Origin of the sequence: Citrobacter sp. KTE151 (assembly GCF_000398845.1) — a bacterium.
Taxonomy (GTDB): Bacteria; Pseudomonadota; Gammaproteobacteria; order Enterobacterales; family Enterobacteriaceae; genus Citrobacter; species Citrobacter braakii.
The window spans coordinates 367,888-384,890 of the sequence record NZ_KB976066.1; the positions used below are offsets into that span (position 1 = coordinate 367,888).

General features: G+C 50.4%; 15 protein-coding genes, 1 tRNA gene and 1 pseudogene. 6 read left to right on the top strand and 11 right to left on the bottom strand.

The window, feature by feature from the left end:
• Nucleotides 1–19: 19 nt before the first annotated feature.
• The 8 genes from WC7_RS02610 to WC7_RS02575 form a co-directional block, all read right to left on the bottom strand.
• Nucleotides 20–880 (bottom strand): ketose-bisphosphate aldolase, encoded by an 861-nt coding sequence (locus WC7_RS02610; protein WP_016155012.1) that lies wholly within the window; start codon nucleotides 878–880, stop codon nucleotides 20–22.
• Nucleotides 881–960: 80 nt separating this feature from the next.
• On the bottom strand, nucleotides 961–1,812 hold the full coding sequence (locus tag WC7_RS02605; RefSeq protein ID WP_016155013.1) for a class II fructose-bisphosphate aldolase: 852 nt from the start codon (nucleotides 1,810–1,812) through the stop codon (nucleotides 961–963).
• Between the two features lie 11 nt (nucleotides 1,813–1,823).
• A complete protein-coding gene (locus WC7_RS02600) occupies nucleotides 1,824–2,915 on the bottom strand; it encodes a PTS fructose transporter subunit IIC (protein ID WP_003837581.1) in 1,092 nt (363 codons plus the stop codon).
• Between the two features lie 26 nt (nucleotides 2,916–2,941).
• Complete coding sequence (locus WC7_RS02595) at nucleotides 2,942–3,262, bottom strand: PTS fructose transporter subunit IIB (RefSeq protein ID WP_016155014.1); 321 nt, start codon at nucleotides 3,260–3,262, stop codon at nucleotides 2,942–2,944.
• A 19-nt stretch (nucleotides 3,263–3,281) separates the two neighbouring features.
• Entirely contained in the window at nucleotides 3,282–3,752 is a 471-nt protein-coding gene (locus tag WC7_RS02590; RefSeq protein ID WP_003842172.1) for a PTS sugar transporter subunit IIA, read from the bottom strand.
• 26 nt (nucleotides 3,753–3,778) lie between these two features.
• Nucleotides 3,779–5,332 carry a BglG family transcription antiterminator gene (locus WC7_RS02585; RefSeq protein WP_016155015.1) on the bottom strand — a complete coding sequence of 518 codons (1,554 nt, stop codon included), beginning with the start codon at nucleotides 5,330–5,332 and terminating at the stop codon, nucleotides 3,779–3,781.
• 446 nt (nucleotides 5,333–5,778) lie between these two features.
• Nucleotides 5,779–8,097 (bottom strand): alpha-xylosidase, encoded by a 2,319-nt coding sequence (yicI, locus tag WC7_RS02580; protein ID WP_016155016.1) that lies wholly within the window; start codon nucleotides 8,095–8,097, stop codon nucleotides 5,779–5,781.
• A 10-nt stretch (nucleotides 8,098–8,107) separates the two neighbouring features.
• Entirely contained in the window at nucleotides 8,108–9,490 is a 1,383-nt protein-coding gene (locus tag WC7_RS02575) for a glycoside-pentoside-hexuronide family transporter (protein ID WP_016155017.1), read from the bottom strand.
• A 290-nt stretch (nucleotides 9,491–9,780) separates the two neighbouring features.
• On the opposite strand from WC7_RS02575, the gene WC7_RS02570 reads away from it, so the two are divergent.
• A tRNA-Sec gene (locus tag WC7_RS02570) sits at nucleotides 9,781–9,875 on the top strand.
• 186 nt (nucleotides 9,876–10,061) lie between these two features.
• Nucleotides 10,062–10,331, top strand: a pseudogene (locus tag WC7_RS02565) (DUF6680 family protein); the annotation flags it as partial.
• Between the two features lies 1 nt (nucleotide 10,332).
• Here WC7_RS02565 and WC7_RS02560 read toward each other — a convergent pair.
• Nucleotides 10,333–10,524 carry a toxin-antitoxin system HicB family antitoxin gene (locus WC7_RS02560; protein ID WP_003844491.1) on the bottom strand — a complete coding sequence of 64 codons (192 nt, stop codon included), beginning with the start codon at nucleotides 10,522–10,524 and terminating at the stop codon, nucleotides 10,333–10,335.
• Between the two features lie 102 nt (nucleotides 10,525–10,626).
• Between WC7_RS02560 and WC7_RS02555 the strand changes: the two genes are divergently transcribed.
• Together WC7_RS02555 and WC7_RS02550 are read left to right on the top strand one after the other, a co-directional pair.
• Complete coding sequence (locus tag WC7_RS02555) at nucleotides 10,627–10,917, top strand: SymE family type I addiction module toxin (protein ID WP_016155019.1); 291 nt, start codon at nucleotides 10,627–10,629, stop codon at nucleotides 10,915–10,917.
• Between the two features lie 296 nt (nucleotides 10,918–11,213).
• Nucleotides 11,214–11,546: a DUF1493 family protein gene (locus WC7_RS02550; RefSeq protein WP_016155020.1), complete on the top strand. Its 333-nt coding sequence runs from the start codon at nucleotides 11,214–11,216 to the stop codon at nucleotides 11,544–11,546.
• A 98-nt stretch (nucleotides 11,547–11,644) separates the two neighbouring features.
• Here WC7_RS02550 and WC7_RS02545 read toward each other — a convergent pair whose 3' ends face one another.
• Together WC7_RS02545 and WC7_RS02540 are read right to left on the bottom strand one after the other, a co-directional pair.
• The gene (locus WC7_RS02545) at nucleotides 11,645–14,401 is read right to left on the bottom strand and encodes an autotransporter outer membrane beta-barrel domain-containing protein (RefSeq protein ID WP_016155021.1); all 2,757 of its coding nucleotides are present in this window, start codon (nucleotides 14,399–14,401) and stop codon (nucleotides 11,645–11,647) included.
• Between the two features lie 75 nt (nucleotides 14,402–14,476).
• Nucleotides 14,477–15,094: a helix-turn-helix transcriptional regulator gene (locus WC7_RS02540; protein ID WP_016155022.1), complete on the bottom strand. Its 618-nt coding sequence runs from the start codon at nucleotides 15,092–15,094 to the stop codon at nucleotides 14,477–14,479.
• Nucleotides 15,095–15,671: 577 nt separating this feature from the next.
• On the opposite strand from WC7_RS02540, the gene WC7_RS02535 reads away from it, so the two are divergent.
• Together WC7_RS02535 and WC7_RS02530 are read left to right on the top strand one after the other, a co-directional pair.
• A complete protein-coding gene (locus tag WC7_RS02535) occupies nucleotides 15,672–16,445 on the top strand; it encodes a winged helix-turn-helix domain-containing protein (RefSeq protein ID WP_016155023.1) in 774 nt (257 codons plus the stop codon).
• Nucleotides 16,442–16,906 carry a hypothetical protein gene (locus WC7_RS02530; protein ID WP_016155024.1) on the top strand — a complete coding sequence of 155 codons (465 nt, stop codon included), beginning with the start codon at nucleotides 16,442–16,444 and terminating at the stop codon, nucleotides 16,904–16,906. Before WC7_RS02535 ends, WC7_RS02530 begins: the two co-directional genes overlap by 4 nt.
• Nucleotides 16,907–17,003: the final 97 nt, after the last annotated feature.

Genomic DNA, 17,003 nt, shown 5'->3' on the forward strand with positions numbered 1-17,003 from the left:
TCACCCCGCCTGTATGCGGTTAGTAAAGTGACGCTTTGCCGGTTGAGCCGAACAGTTTCATTTTGTGACGGATCACATCCCGCGCGGCGCTAATGGCTTCCGGGTAAATAACGTTCGGGTCCCACCAGGTTTCTTTCGCCAGGATTTCGCGGACTTTCTGGAAGTAAGCGTATTTCATATCGCTGGAAATGTTGATTTTGCCAACGCCCAGCGTAACGGATTCGGCAATTTCCGCATCCGGGTTCGCGGAACCTCCGTGCAGCACCAGCGGAATGTCCACTCGCCCGGCAATCTCACGCAGGATGTGCATTTGCAGCTCTGGCTGCATCCCTTTCGGGTAGATGCCGTGTGCGGTTCCAATCGCCACCGCCAGCGTGTCCGCGCCGGTACGGGCGATAAAATCCTGTGCCTGATCAGGATCGGTATAAGTGACCTTCGATACGCCACCTTCCACAGACGTCCCGGTCTGACCAATCGTACCCAGTTCCCCTTCCACCGAAACGCCTACCGCATGCGCCAGCTTGACCACTTCGCGGGTCAGCGCCACGTTCTCTTCATACGGCAGCAGCGAGCCATCAATCATCACCGAGGTAAACCCACACTGAATCGCCCGCAGGACATGCTCAACCGAAGCGCCGTGGTCCAGATGCAGAGTAAAGGGAACCGGGCTACGCAGGGTGATATCGCGGACGTAGCTAAAAAACGCATCGCCGACAAAATCATGTTCGCTGGGGTGAATGGAGATAATTGCCGGGGTGTTGGTCGCTTCCGCTTCTTCCACTACTGCGCGTACAAAGCAGCTGTCCGCCACGTTGAATGCGCCGATGGCGAAACCGTGCTGACGGGTAGGTTGCAGTAATTCTTTCATCGAAACTAACATGTTAATTCTCCAGTTTCAGGGTGTAGAAAGCCCTGCCAGTGCGTCGTCGCAGAGGCATAGAAGGCGTTACAGAAAATGAATCAGGCTTTGTCGATAGCGCCGCTGGCCTGCAGGTACGGAATAATGGCTTCCTCGCAGGCCTGCTCCATCAGGGCCAGGGCATCAACGAGTTCACCGGATGTGTCGCGACACAGGGTATGCAGCAGAGCAGCCTTTCCGGCCTCGAAAACCGCCGCGCCAACGTTTATCTTGGCGACGCCAAACGTCGGGCAGCGCTGTAGCTGGTCAAACGGCGTCCCGCTGCCGCCATGCAGCGCCAGCGGCACCGTTGATAAACGGGCAATTTCCTCCAGTCGCTGGAAATCAATGACGGGTATGACACCGGGCGCGTACATGCCATGTGCCGTGCCAACCGAGACCGCCAGTAAATCGATACCGGTCTGTTGGATAAAGGGCTCCACATCGGCGGCCTGGGTCATCAAATCAGCGTTAGCTGCGTGATCATAGCGCAGGGCGTCAGCCAGATGCCCCAGCTCACCTTCCACGCACAGAGAAACGCTGGTCGCGAGCTCAACCACCGCCCGGGTCTGGCGAATGTTCTCCTCCAGCGCAAAGGCGGAGGCATCGATCATTAACCCGCTGAATCCGGCGCGAAAAGCCTGGCGAATGCGCACTGGGTCCTTTCCATGATCCAGCGCCAGCGCGACCGGTACCGACGCTTCCTCTGCCAGCGTTTTGACGACCGCCACCGCTATCGGTGCAGGAAAATGGCCCAGATGCCCCTGATACAGATTCAGAATGATAGGCGCACGGTGTTTCTCAGCCACCCGCACCGCCGCACGGGCGCTTTCCAGGTTCATACAGTTGATGGCCAGCAGCGCGTACTGCTCGCGCCAGGCTTTCGTCACCATGCTTTTCATATCGGCAAACATACGGCCTCCGGTTATTCCAGGGTGAAGGTGATCTCTTCGTCTTTCAGCTTTTGATCGCTAAGTTCATCAAACTCTTCGTCACGTTCGGTCACCGGTTTCTTCCACAACGACAGCATGACACCGCAAATCACCGTGCCGATCCCCAGCGCCAGGCAAAACAGCAGCGGATGCGTAAAGAGCGGGACCACGAACATGCCGCCGTGCGGTACCGGGCTTTCGACGCCCCACACCATAATCAGACCGCCCGCTATCGCCGAGGCCACCACGCAGGACCCCACCACGCGCAGCAGGTCGCGCGCCGCAATGGGAATGACCCCTTCGGTAATCATGCAGATCCCCATCGGGAATGCCGCTTTCAGCGCCTCGCGCTCCGCACGGGTGTACTTGTGACGTGTCAGCAAAAAGGAGAGCGTAATGCCGAACGGAGGGATCATCGAACCGACAAACTTCACCGCTTCCGGACCGTACACGCCGCTGACCAACATGCCGTCAGCAAAGAGCGACATGGTTTTATTCACCGGTCCGCCAAAGTCGAATGTCGCCATTGCGCCAAGGATGGCCCCCATTAAAAAGCGTGACCCGCCCTGCATGGACTCCAGCAGATGAATCAACGCGTCCTGCAGCCAGGCTATCGGTTTGCCAATGAGCGTCATCATCAACAGGCCGCCAATGACGGTACTCAGTACCGGCAACACCATGATGGGCATCAACCCCTGCATCGACTGCGGCAAACGGATATAGCGCTTGAGCAGCAGGACGGTATAACCGACCAGAAAACCGCCCAGCATCCCGCCGATAAAACCGGTATGAATTTCACCGCAGACAAAGCCGACAATCAGACCCGGCGCGAATCCGGGGCGGTCAGCAATGGAGTACGCAATCGCCGCACTAATCAGCGGTACGATTAACCCCATCCCCCAACCGCCAATCTGGTTGAGCATCCAGGGGATGGTTCCTGTTTTTTCACCCACGTTAGTGCCGCCAAGTATTTGCCCGAGAGCAATACAGATCCCGGCGGCAACAATTAACGGGATCATCCACGAAATCCCCGTTAATAAATGTCTTTTTATTTCCTGAGATAGCGGAATTTTATTTTCACTCATGTGAAATCCCTCCAGAATGGGGATCGCTACTGGTTATTATTAACTAATGATTTTTCGACCTTTTCAAGAAACTGAATGGGCGATTTTATGACGATTTCAGTTTTTACTCGCACAATACGTTTATTTAAAAATCGTTCCTCCCCTTTTATTTTTACATCCACAGCGAGAATCACGACATCAGCAGCAGAAATGTCCTCTGTCAGCAGTTCGTTTTCCGTGCCGATAGTCCCCTGGGTTTCTACTCTTATATTATGACCAAGCGCTTTAGCACCTTTAATTAACTTCTCACGGGCAATATAGGTGTGCGCAATACCCGCCGTACAGGCGGCAACACAAACAATATTCATAACATGCTCCACGTTTTATTTAGCAGACATTGGATTCAGCATATTGGCTAAAAAGCTCAATAATTTTCTGTGGACTGCTTTCGACTAACAGTTGTTCAATAATGTCGTCATCCGCCAACGCGCCGGCAACCTGCGAAAGCAGACGAATATGGGTAGTGTTTTGATCTTCAAGGCGTACGGCAAACAGAATGATGCAGCGCACGTTGCTGCCGTCCAGGGTTTCCCAGGGAATATCCTGGCGGGTACGCCCAATCGCCAGTGTGGTATTGACCACCGCCGAGGATTTCCCGTGCGGAATCGCAATATGATTTTCGAAGCCGGTCGAGCCTTCTGATTCACGCTGCCAGACATCCTGAATAAACGTTTCCCGGCAGCTAATTGCCCCATCTTTTTGCAGAATATCTGTCAGTTCCTCAATAACCTCCGTTTTGTTTGTGGCCTTCATGTCCAAAATAACGCGATTTGTATTGAGTATTTTCGTGATGTCCATAAATCATACCTCATGGAGTTCAGACATTAATTTTCAACGACCAGCGACGTCGCCCGATGTAATTTTTCCGTAATAACCGTTTCTGTTACCCGCTTAATATCCGCATCATTGAAGAAGGCGGTGACATACACGACCGGCATGGCAACGGCAGGTAAATTGATCGTCGATACCACCAGTTCAATATCGTCCGTCAGGACGGAGGGCAAGCTGCCTGCCGACACCACGCCGACGATGGTCCAGTCCGGAAAGGCGCGCAGAATGCGGCTTTTGAGTAAGTGAGAGGTGCCGATACCGGTTGAGCAGACCAGCAGCACACGTTTACGCGCTATCTGACGCTCCATCGCGGCCTGAAAATGCACGGTTAAATATCCCACCTCATCATCCGACACGGCCCGTTCGCCCCAGCCGCTAAACACCCGATTCACCGCGCACTGAGTCAGACGCCAGACGTCCTGCAACTCGCCTTTAATGTCCTCCAGCAGCGGATTACGAATGCGGATCTGGTAGTTCAGGCGGTTAATCAGCGGCTTAATATGAATCAGCAATCCGTCATACAGCGCAGTGTCCTGGCTAAGATCGCAGTCAACCATTTCGGCGAAGGTGGCAATCAGCCGATGGGTAATCAAGCGTGCTTCGTCGCTGGAGTGCATATGGCCAATTACGCTCACATCGTTATGCTCTTCAATCACCATACCGGAGGAGATAATATATTGATAAATAAACCAGACTTCGTCTTCCGGCAGCGGGTGGGCAATGCGTTTTTCGATATGCTGAATCATGCGACTGGCAATGGAAAAGATGTTCTCATCACATGACGTGATGCTTTCTTCTTTTCTCGGTAGCGCATTGCCCCGCGTAATGCGGTACATCATGATCAGAATATGGGTAAAGATATTGACGTAATAAGGCTCTCCCAGCGACCAGCACAGATCGTTCTCCATTTCCTGCAACAGCGTCTGGACAAATAAAACGTCTTCTTCGCCGAAGTAATGCACTAACGCTTTATAACTGCCCGGATCAAGTCGTGAATAAATCACGCTTCCCGGTTCATTATGGTTAATCACACCGTTAATCAGCGACGCCATCGCCTGGCGCACCCCGCTCTCGCTGCCTTCAATGTGTGTGCCGCTCTGGCTGCGAATCAGCGACAGGCCCAGCGGGGTAATCCACGATTCAATTACTTTCAGATCGTTAACAATCGATGCACTACTAATAAAATAACGTTCGGATAATTTATTGATCGATGTTTCATGCGGCGTTTCACTTAATAATTGCGAGGCTATCTTAACCCGCCGTGAATTATTCATCATGCCGTCAGCATCATCACCCTCCGACCCTAATAACTGATCCAGATATAAAAGGTCAGTAATGTTATCGGCACTTAATATCACGCCCGCACCGGCACGTTTATCGATGGATATTTTCCATTCCGATAACCATTGTTCCAGTAACCGCAGATCGCGCTGGACGGTCTTCTCTGAAACAGATAAATATTCGGCAATTTTTAGCAGCGTAACATATTCCTTCCGGGACAGAAGAAACTTTAATAATCTGTTTTGTCGCGAGGTAATCATTTGCATTATTTACCCTTATTACATACCAGATTAAATATCTATACCCGTCATACTTCAAGCTGCATGTGCGTTGGCTTTCCTCGCTCACCCCTGTCATGTACTTATGTACGCTCAGGGGATTCGCTGCGTCGCCGCCTTCCTGCAACTCGAATTATTTAGGTAATAAAGAAGCATTTATGCTCCACGTGTAATCCGTGATGATAAATATAAGAGGACTACGATGCGCCAACAATACTAAATCGTGTCCTGTATTCCGGACAGAAATAAGACAAAAAGAGGAAATAGTGAGATATTTACGGCGCAGATCACATTTTTCGCGGGAATTAGAGTGATAGCGCTCGCAAATATGGTGAGGTAAAAATTTAAGTCGGGATGTTTTTGATTTTCAGATCTGGAACGCTGCTCGCGGCGTGGGCCGGATAAGACGCATCCGGCACCACGTCGACACATGCTTACAAGGTAATCGTCAGCTCACTGCCCTGTGGAGTAATAACTACACCCAGCTCGCTGCCCATATGCGAACCGCATTTAATGCCGCCAATTTTCTGAATATTTCGCAGGCACAGAGTCCAGTTACGCGCATCTCCACTACCTTGCACGGTGATGGTATTACCCGTGCGCACCGCCTTCAGCGTGAAGATAACCGAGCCGTCAGCAGCCGGAACTTCACAGAGTGCTTCCCGCCCCTCCTGCAGATGGAACAGCTGGAACGCTGTCCCTTCGTGCCAGGCGTAGTCCGGCTTCTGGTTATTGCTGCCCAGCGCCAGCAGGGTGTTCTCACGCACATAAACCGGCAGACTCAGGAAGTCATGCTGCTGCTTATGCCAGCGGCTACCAGACACCTCATCATTACGCCACAGATGCGTCCAGCGTCCTTCCGGCAGGTAGAACTGCACATCGCCCGCCTCGCTAAACACCGGCGCGACCATCACGCTATCGCCCAGCATGTACTGGCGGTCGAGATAATCACACGCCGGATCGTCCGGGAACTCCAGCATCATCGCGCGCATCATCGGGGTGCCCTGCGCATTAGCGCGCGCTGCTTCACGATACAGGTACGGCATCATGCGGCATTTCTGTTCGGTGAAGTAGCGCACCACATCGCAGGATTCGTCATCGTACGCCCATGGCACACGGTAGGATTTACTGCCATGCAGGCGGCTGTGGCTGGAGAGCAGCCCAAACGCACACCAGCGCTTGTAGACGTGCGCCGGAGCGGTATTCTCAAAGCCGCCGATATCGTGGCTCCAAAAGCCAAAGCCGGACAGGCCAATAGACAAGCCACCGCGCAGGCTTTCCGCCATCGATTCATAGTTGGCGTAGCAGTCGCCGCCCCAGTGCACCGGAAACTTCTGCGCGCCCACCGAAGCTGAACGAGCAAACAGGACAGCTTCTTCTTCACCAACGGTTTCTTTCAGCACGTTCCACACCAGTTCGTTGTAGATGTACGCATAATGGTTGTGCATCTTCTGCGGATCGGCACCGTCAAACCACTGCACATCCGTGGGGATGCGTTCGCCAAAGTCAGTTTTGAAGCAGTCAACGCCGATATCCACCAGACCTTTCAGCTTGTTGGCATACCACTCGCAGGCTTGTGGATTAGTGAAGTCATAAATCGCCAGGCCCGGCTGCCATTTATCCCATTGCCACAGGGAACCGTCCGGCCGCTTGAGCAGATACCCTTTCGCTTTCAGTTCATTGAACAGCGGGGATTTCTGACCGATGTAGGGGTTTATCCATACGCACACCTTCAGCCCTTTCTCTTTCAGGCGGCGGATCATGCCTTCCGGGTCCGGGAAGGTCACCGGGTCCCACTCAAAGTCGCACCACTGGAAGGCCTTCATCCAGAAACAGTCGAAGTGAAAGACGTGCAGCGGCAGATTGCGCTCGGCCATGCCGTCGATAAAGCTGTTCACCGTCGCTTCGTCGTAATTGGTGGTGAACGATGTGGTTAGCCACAGACCGAACGACCAGGCTGGCGGCAACGCCGGACGGCCGGTAAAGCGGGTATAGCGATCCAGCACCGCCTTCGGCGTTGGGCCGTCGATGACGAAATATTCCAGATACTCGCTTTCAACGCTGAACTGCACTTTCGACACTTTCTCAGAGCCGATTTCAAACGACACGCACTGCGGATGGTTCACCAGCACGCCGTAGCCGCGGTTGGTGAGATAAAACGGGATGTTCTTGTAAGACTGCTCGGTACTGGTACCGCCATCGCGGTTCCAGGTTTCCACCGTCTGACCGTTACGTACCAACGCGGTAAAACGCTCGCCCAGCCCGTACACCGTTTCCCCCACGCCCAAATCCAGACGCTCAAACATATAATTACGCCCGCTGTGGGTATCCTGCACGTAACCGCTATTCTTTAGCTGACTGCCGGTAATACGTTCACCATTACGCAGGAAATCCAGCGACCAGAACTCACCTTTGGTCACCCGAACGCTCAGATTGCCGCTCTTCAGTTCGGCAAATTCAGCGGTGTTTCGCATCTCAACATTGACGTCCTGCAACACATTCAACGGGTAATGTGGGCCGGTATCCAGCGCGCCCTGGAAGTGTTCCATACGCACGCCCACCACCCCGTCCTGCGGCGAGAAAAAGCGTAAGGTGAAGAGTGGGGTATCCAGTTGCCAGGTACGTTCACGCACGTCGCGCGGCGCAACGTAGACAATCATCTCATTACCCTGCTGTTCAACGTCGAACACCTGAATTGGGTGTATTAAATTCAGGCCAGGTTGGGTCAGCCAGTTACCATCGCTAATTTTCATCGTCAGTTCCTTAGTTCTGTAATTCTTTCGTCGTGAAATCCTGCTGGTTGCGGCGCGCGCCCTGAGCCAACTGACTCATAATTTCCGTCAGATACGGCGTTTTCAGGGTATAGAAGCGTTTGGCAATCACGGCACTCAGCAGGTAACAAATCGCCGGGACAATGGTGAACAGGGCGATGATGATACTAATGGTGGCGCTGTTCTGGGTTTTCGCTGCGGCGTCGTAGCCACCGCCCGCCAGCATCCAGCCGATCAGCGCCCCACCGAGCGCCAGACCCAGCTTGAGCACGAACAACGTGCCCGCAAAGCTGATCCCCGTCAGGCGTTTACCGTTGCACCATTCGCCGTAATCAACGGTATCGGACATCATTACCCACTGGATTGGCGTAACGAGCTGGTGCAGTACACCAATGACAAAAATAAAGATAAACATGGTGATGCTGGCGTGCATCGGCACAAAGAACATCGCCAGGCTCGCTACCGCCAGCGCAGCGTTGGTCCACCAGAAGACGCTGACTTTGCATTTCCAGTCGGTCAGCGGTTTTGCCAGCGCAGAGCCGATCAGGTTGCCGACGCAATAGGCGGTGAGAAAGGCGACAAACACCTCCGGCTTACCCAAAATCCAGGTGACGTAATACATCATCGCCCCGCCACGAACGCAGACGGCCAGAATATTGAGGATGGTCAGCAGGCCGACGATGCGCCATTGGTCGTTTTGCCAGATGTCGCGCAGGTCTTCACGCATAGAGGTGGTGCTCGGCGGCGCTTCCACGCGTTCTTTGGTAGTGAAGAAGCAGAACGCCAGCATCAGGAACGCCACCACGGAGAGCACTGCAATCCCGCCTTGAAAGCCGAACGCTTTATCCTCGCCACCAATCAGATTTACCAGCGGCATCATCAGCACGGTGGAGAGCATGCCGCCCGCCGTCGCCAGCACAAAGCGCCATGATTGCAGGGAGATACGCTGCGTTGGGTCATTAGTGATCACGCCGCCCAGCGCGCAGTAGGGAATATTGACCACGGTATAAAGCAGGGTCAGCAGCGTGTAGGTGATTGCGGCATAAATCATTTTGCCGTTCAGGCTGAGATCCGGCGTGCTGTAGGCCAGCACGCAAACCAGACCAAACGGCAGTGCGCCGAACAGCACCCACGGACGGAATTTCCCCCAGCGCGAACGGGTACGGTCGGCCAGCAGCCCCATGCAAGGGTCTGAGATGGCATCCAGCGCGCGGGCCAGTAAGAACATGGTGCCGACAAATCCGGCTGGGATACCAAAAATATCGGTATAGAAGAACATCATATATAACATGACGTTATCGAAGATAATGTGGCTAGCCGCATCGCCCATTCCGTAGCCAATCTTCTCTTTAACAGACAGAATTTCACTTTTCATTACGCATCCTTGTTAGCACTTTCACACGCCCTGATACCGGTTACAGTTCTTGTAAACCATCCCTGTGAGCGCGGGTATTCCGATATCTCGTTATCAAATTACGATTCTTGTTTTCTGTGATCAGCGTAGCGTCTAAAAATGTGTCTAAGTGTAAGTAATGGATTTTGCGGGGATTTATTTGAAACGGGTCATGGTATAGAGAAACGGAAGTTAAAAAAGTGAGTGAGGGGGTGTGGAAACGTTTGGAAGTAGCTATAATGCGCCCCGCCTCCATGTAGCAATCGAGGCGCGGAAGATCGTCATCTCCGGTGAGGTGGCTGGACTTCAAATCCAGTTGGGGACGCCAGCGTTCCCGGGCAGGTTCGACTCCTGTGATCTTCCGCCAAAATGCTCATATCATCCTCAAAGATTTTATTTCGTCTCAATTGTCATAACCTTCAGAATTAAGGAAAAGACAATAAATTTAGCACTAACTGCCGCTACTGTTTTGCTACGCTTTTAAGTCCTTTACTCGCAGTCCGAGTACAAAAACTTATCGAGAAACACTCCTTTATGCACACACTTTCCAGAAAGTGAGAGTGGTAACACGATGTGGAATCAAACTAGCGATAGACTATTTGTGAATTTACTTTCTGTTATGGCTGAAGATATAGGCTACGATTTTGATCGAGTTCATTTGCAGAACGCTATTTATATACCTGTAGCTCACGGACAAATGAATTTAGATAATCAAAAAATTCGTAAAGGCCTAGCTTCAATTTTCTCTGGTGAAACAGCATTAAAAATGGATGTAGTTTCTTTTCCCGAATCTTCTGACGCTCAAAATTCTCAATTGAACTAGCCTACATTTCTGGCTCAATACCTAATTTACGTAATTCATTTCTCCCCAAGGTTTTGAGCCAATTCCCCAAACTCATCCCTTCTGCTTTTGCAGCAGCCTCGAACTGCGCCTTTAACTCAGGCGTGATACGAATCTGAAAAGTTGGAGCCTTTCCGGATTTGGACTGATTTGGGTCGCGTTTAGCCGTTGACATGTACGTACCTTTCTTATCTGACGACCTGACTTATAAACGCCCTCGCCCGGTATTCGCAGTACCCGACGAGAGCTAACCTCACCAACTATCAAGGAGTTGATTATGGCTGATTCGCATTCTACCCCAGATAGCGACCAATCCGGAACCGAACGTTCGTTAATTGTGGGATACCGACCGAATGTTTTCGACAAATCCACACCCAAAATTATCCTTTCAGGCAAGTGGCTCCGCGCGGCGGGGTTTGATACCGGGCAACAGATTACCGTAAAAGTGATGAATGGCTGTATCGTCCTGATGGTCTATGGCGAGCAGGAGCAACGGTTGCAGGACGAGTTGAAAGAGGCGCATCAGAAGTTGAATAGAATTGGGAGCACGCTGGCGACTCTTCAGTAACGTATAACTGAACCTGTAAGCGTTACTTATAGGTTTACCAGGTGCCGGATGGCGCTAACGCTTATCCGGCCTACTTTCAAAATGAATCACTCTTCCATAACCAATCATCCTAATTATATATGGCTATTTTAAATTTAACCGTGGAATGATTTATTTATTTTTCTCTATTATTAATATTTTCACTATTGCAAACCAATCGTAAAAACCCTCATATATTATTTTTCAACAAAATGAGTTATTAAAATGGCAATTACTGTTTATCTCTGGCTCAAAGACGTCAGAGGTAAAGATAAACTATGGTAAGTGATGATGATGTCATCGCCTGGTACGATGAAACATTTAATAAACCCAGCTTATTCTTTAAAAAGCGTTGGCCAGTCACTCTCGATACCAGCCTTTCAACGGGAGATTATGTGTGGGCCAGTGAAACGGGCGCAGACATCATGGATGCTTACTTTGCAACTTTCAATGTTGATTGCGCCAATTTCGATTTCTATAAATATTGGCCTATTGAGACATTCATACTTTATGCAATGTTTACCTGTAGCAGAGATGACGATGAGCCACAGCCATTAACACTCCGCATGCTGGCTGAGTCTGCAAAAGCAGGTAAATGGCTTTATGACTGAGCCTTATTGGCAGATGCCGTTTATCCACCCTACCGCTTCGCGAAAAAATAAAGTCGCCGATCGGTTAATCAGCGGCTTTTCCATTACCTGCAACTACGTCAAAAGTTATATTTCACGCCCAGCATACCGCGAGTATCGCTGTAGCCTTTGTCGCCGACCTGTTGGGCCACGTTGCTCCACACGTTGAGGCGCGGAGTGATTTGACCTTCAACACCGACTTTCAGCTCGCCAATGTTCTTGGTGCCACGCATGTCGTTGCTCACATCGTCCATCTTCACGCGAGTCGTCTGCGTGTTGTGGATCCAGTTGGCTTCAACAAACGGCTGGAACTCACGAGATTTACCGTCGTCGATGGCGTTGTGACCGTTAATAAAGGCTTTTACCCCCAGACGGGTCATCAGGTTGCCATCGGTGGTGTCCTTCACGCGGGTACCGTTCGCTTCACGGTGGCTGTCGGCCTGCACGTCCATCCACACCACCTGAGCTTTCGGTTGCAGCCAATAGCTGTTGCGCTCGTTTTCACCCAGTTTGAAGCTGTAACCGGCTTCAACAGAAGCGGTGATCCCGCTGGATTTATATTTCTCCGTCGCCTGCTCCTGGCCCATCACCTTGTTATCAAACCAGTTGTACAGCATCCAGGTGTCTACATAAGTGCCGGTCTTGTCAGCGTCATTGGCATACCAGGTGCCGTACAGCCCCACGCTGTAACCGGTGACCTGACCACGTGAATGGTAGCCGGTCAGACTGGACTGCGTGCGGTTCTGGCTGTTGGCATAACCAGCCATCGCGCCGAGGTGCCAGCGGTCGAGACCGTCGCTACTCCACTGCGCCAGGTCACCGCCTAACTGCAGGACATAGCTGTTGCTTTGGGTTTTCAACTGCCCGCTACTGTCTTTGAAGCGGGTATGTGCCCCGACGTTACGCATCCACAGACTGGTGACTTTTTTCTCGCCCGTCAGCATATCGACGTACTGCGTTTCCCCCAGACGATCGTGGAGTCGGGTCATGAACAGCGTGTTAGCAGCGTAGTTGTTCGCCAGATAACTGCCTGCTTCCGGGCGGTACTGCTGCTCAGTGACAGGGGGCGCAACAGGTTCTTCCGGCTCAGGGATAATCGGGTCGACAGGATCGATCGGGTCTGGATCGACGGGGTCCGGCTCTTCCGGATCCGGCGGAGCAGGAATAAAGCTGGTCAGATACCAGTTGCTGCCCTTTTGCACCACGTTATAGTCGTACGCACCGGCAACAATACGGCCCGCTTTCTCAAAAGTACCGTCAGAATTACCGGCCACTTCGATGATCTCAATTCCTTCAACGGTCTGCGCCCCAGTTCCGCCAATATTGTTCACAGCCACAAACGCGTTACCCGCGGTGTTGCCGAGCACTTTCAGCTTGTCGGTTTCGGAGGTATCGTCATTCAAGACGGTATTGAAAACGAGTTTTCCGCCGTTGCCGGTAAAATCTTCATTGATAGTAAGCGTCTGCCACGGTTCGCCGTCAGCATGCCCAAAGTTCACCACTGACCCGCCGTTCAGCGTCAGGTCGGTGAGCGTTGAGCTGTTGGTCATGTTCCAGGTCGCATCGCTCATTTGCAGCGAGATAACCCCCGTCCCGGCAGTGGCGCTGGTGACGTATGACGCCCCACTCCACAACGAGTTGTCGGTCATATTGAGTTTGATGGTACTGTTTTGCTGCGGCTGGGTGTTGTTTGCGGCAGTAGCACCGGCTGCGTGAAGATCGCCGTCGATAAGGAAACGCCCGCCAGCAGAACCGTCGACGATGCCGCCCGTTTCTGTACTGATGGCATAGCTTTCATTGCTGTGATTGCCCGCCATAGCAATAGTAGCGCCGCCACCGAGATTTACCGTGCCGCGTGAAATCGCATACAGGCCGCGTGGGGCCTTGCTGAATGAGTAAACTTTATCGATGCTGTTAACACGAATCGTCGCATTATCACCCAGATTCACCGTCGCATTATAGGAATAGACCGCATGGGCGCTGGCTCCGCTCACCGAAATAGTGGCGTTATTGCCCAGTTCCGTTTTGGAAGATGAGGCGGCGTAGACCCCTATTGAGGAAGTGCCCGATGTCTCGATGGTGGCGTCATTGCCAAGGCGGATTGAGGACCCGCTCTGTCCGGAGCGGATTCCCTCTGAGCTGTTACCGGTAGTCACAATGTGGGCACGATCGCCGACAATAATCGTATTTTTGGCAAGCGTTGCGTCTCTAAACGCGTTGGCGGTGATGCCACGTCCCTGGTTACCGGTGGTTTGAATATACAGATCGTCGCCGACGTAGATGTTTGCTGAGCCTATCCCACCCTGACCGATGGCGTTGTATCCGGCGTTAATACCATCACCATCCTGGCCGTCCACATAAATACTGGTGCGATCCCCGGTGATAATAAAGACTGGATTATCCGGCGTATTAGCCCCGTGCGTGCGGATACCGTCAACATCTTTACCATTATTAGCGGCATTCTTTGACTGTGTGCGAATCGTAAGGTCGTCACCGAAAATAACGCCCGGGCTACCCGTCACGCTGTTCTGAATAACGGTAATGGTGTGTTCGAAGGCTTCTCCTCCTGGCCCATTCAGCGTTAATCCATGACCATAAACGGGAATGGTACCGGCACTCCACTGATAAACATAATTCGGCGTTTCGCTGTTTTTTTTGAAACTGTCATTCGTCTGTGCAGGAAATAAAGCCTGCAACTCCGGCGAAAGACTGCTCACCAATCCACTGGCAGGAAGACTATCAATATCAATCCAGGCCGCGTGGGTTGAAAATACCATTGACGTTAACGCGGTTGATACCGCTATCGCAATGCGTGAGTAATGCTTAGGTTTTTTCATAATAGCCTCCTGCTTTCGGGCGTAGGGCGTCCACCACATCGCAAAGATGTGAAAATAGTAAGAATCAAAAATGCGTTATAAAATATTCGACAGTATTTGATGAATGCTATGGCCTAATTTATCTTCAAGCCTGAGCTTGTAGACATATATTTTCTTAATATCTATATTATCTATTTTGGTAATTTGCTGAATACTTTTCCCTGACACAAACCGCTTCAGTAATATCATTTCTGTATAGTTGAGTGAGCGTCCGCGTTTACTGTTCGCAAGGTGGCCGGTAAATAATCGGCGAATTTTCTGATGCTGAACTTCATCATCATCATCGGAATATATAATCCCTTGTATTTTATTGCTTTTCGACAGCCAGTAGTTGGCTAACGGCGCGAGATTCCTGTCCGCTATCAACACAATATACATACCGCTGTAGGCCAGCCGGTCAACCCATTGCGGATCGGCGAACAGGCGCAAGTTTGGGAAGGAAAAGTCCACAAAAATAAACCCACGCGACAAATGATTTTGATTATTAAGGAGAAGTTTTTCAATAATTCCTTTTTGCAGAAAACTATTTCCCTCTGGCCAGATCGCAAAAGTGGCTCGGTGACAGTAGTTGGCGCGTACCACAGTATCCGGAAATAATTGACAGGATAATTCACAGCTTATGCAACGAACACTCTGTGATGGTGATCTCTTCATCAAAAATGACTCCTGTTATTTTTCCATAAATATTTCATTGGTAAATAAATGTGTCAATCCGACACGTATGACATTCCTTGTCAGTTAATAACAGTGACACTTAAAAAATGTAATAAACTCCTGATATGTTATTATGTATAGGCTGTAAGCAATGCGATTGCGCTAAGCTTTTTTCTGCTTTATCTCAGAATAACAGTCTGGGTATTAGGAATTTTATGCATAAATCCAAATCCCAGAATAAACATTAAAAAAGCACTATTTGCTAAAAATTAATCAATGAAAGGGGTACTTATAAATTACACAATTCTGATAACTCAATCCCCCTTGAAGTGCTGTTGATAAATATAATGAGAATTCAGATAAAACTGTAATGAATTCTCATTATTTAACATTAGTTAATACTCACCTAAGAATTTACAAACGTAACACATTGTATTTAAAGTATTTTTAATCCTTAAGCGAAATTCTTATCTTCGATCACGTATAAAGAGTGAGGCATATTCACGATTTGGATGTAAAATTTAAGGTATGTGTAGGCACACGCGGTGATACGTTATAGTTACTGAGGGCTGGGCAATTGTACCTTATCAATCAGTTGGTCGAATTTAATCCTGACAGCAAAAGTCTGGTCAATCGTCAGACCGGGCGCGCAATACAACTTCAGCTCCCAGCTTCGCTTTGCTTTCTCTATTTAATTACTCACGCAAGTGACATTGTTTCGCAGAACACATTGATGAAAGTGGGTTGGGGTGAGAGAAATAATGTGACCACAACCAACACATTTTACCAGGCTATTCTGACGCTACGTAACGCGCTGGCGGATGTGGGTCTGCCACGTGATACGGTGAAAACTATTTCACGACGCGGACTCAGATTAAATGGAAATACGCAGGTAGAGGCGATAACGCATCCTCAGAGTGAAGTTTGCCAGTCACCGCTAATAGAGGAATACGCGCCCCCAAAGATAATTCCTCCCGCGGCACAACAAACGACGCGGGTCCCCTGGTGGAATATTATATTTAGCGCTGGCATCGTTATTGCCACCTTGTTTATCTGGCTGGTGTGGTATCAGACACGTCCTGTTATGCCGTTTAGTAAATTCATTTCTGTTTCTATGCAGGTCCCATCTCGGCAAAACTGTAAAATTTATTACTCACTGAATGATCACGATCAGGAAAATTATTTCAATCTGATGCAACTGCACCCTTCTCTCTGTGAAAACAACAAACATGTTTTCCTTTCCGGCTACCGTAAAGCGGAGAGGATCGTGGCATTTGTTTGTGATAAAGATGCACGGGTAGATGCGCACGCGTTTTGTACTACCCATTATTACTGGATGCGCGGGCAATGAAAAAAATACACCACCTTATTTTAATCGTAATCGGCGTGGCGACATTGCTCGGCTCAGGCGGATGGCTATGGCATTCACGCTATGCCGAAAAGCAGCTAAATTGCGTTGGAAATGTCGAATGGAATATTGGCAGCAACCGCTTTGCAGGTACGGTTTCATTTCGGATGTACAAAGATGCAGGGCTAGCGACCATTACCGGAAAACTGTACGGACGTAATACCTCAGACATTAGCAGGAACATCTATTTCAGTTACACCCGTCAGCACGAAGCCCGAGTGCTACAGGCAATGCAGGTGGTCAAAACCTTCGCTGATAGCGCCGATGAAGCTGATATTAACAACACATTACCCGGATTTTACCGTCAAAGCGGACGAAACCTGAGCCTGGTTATGGAGGAGTATAAGGGCGCATGGATTTTTGCCAGCTCAAATGTCCCCTCGCTGTATTGCCGCAAAAGGTAACGTCATATCCGGATACAAAAAGGACGCCCCCTTCAATAGAATTCATATTTTCCATCATCAACTTACGCGACATGGGTCACTGAATCCACTCATATCC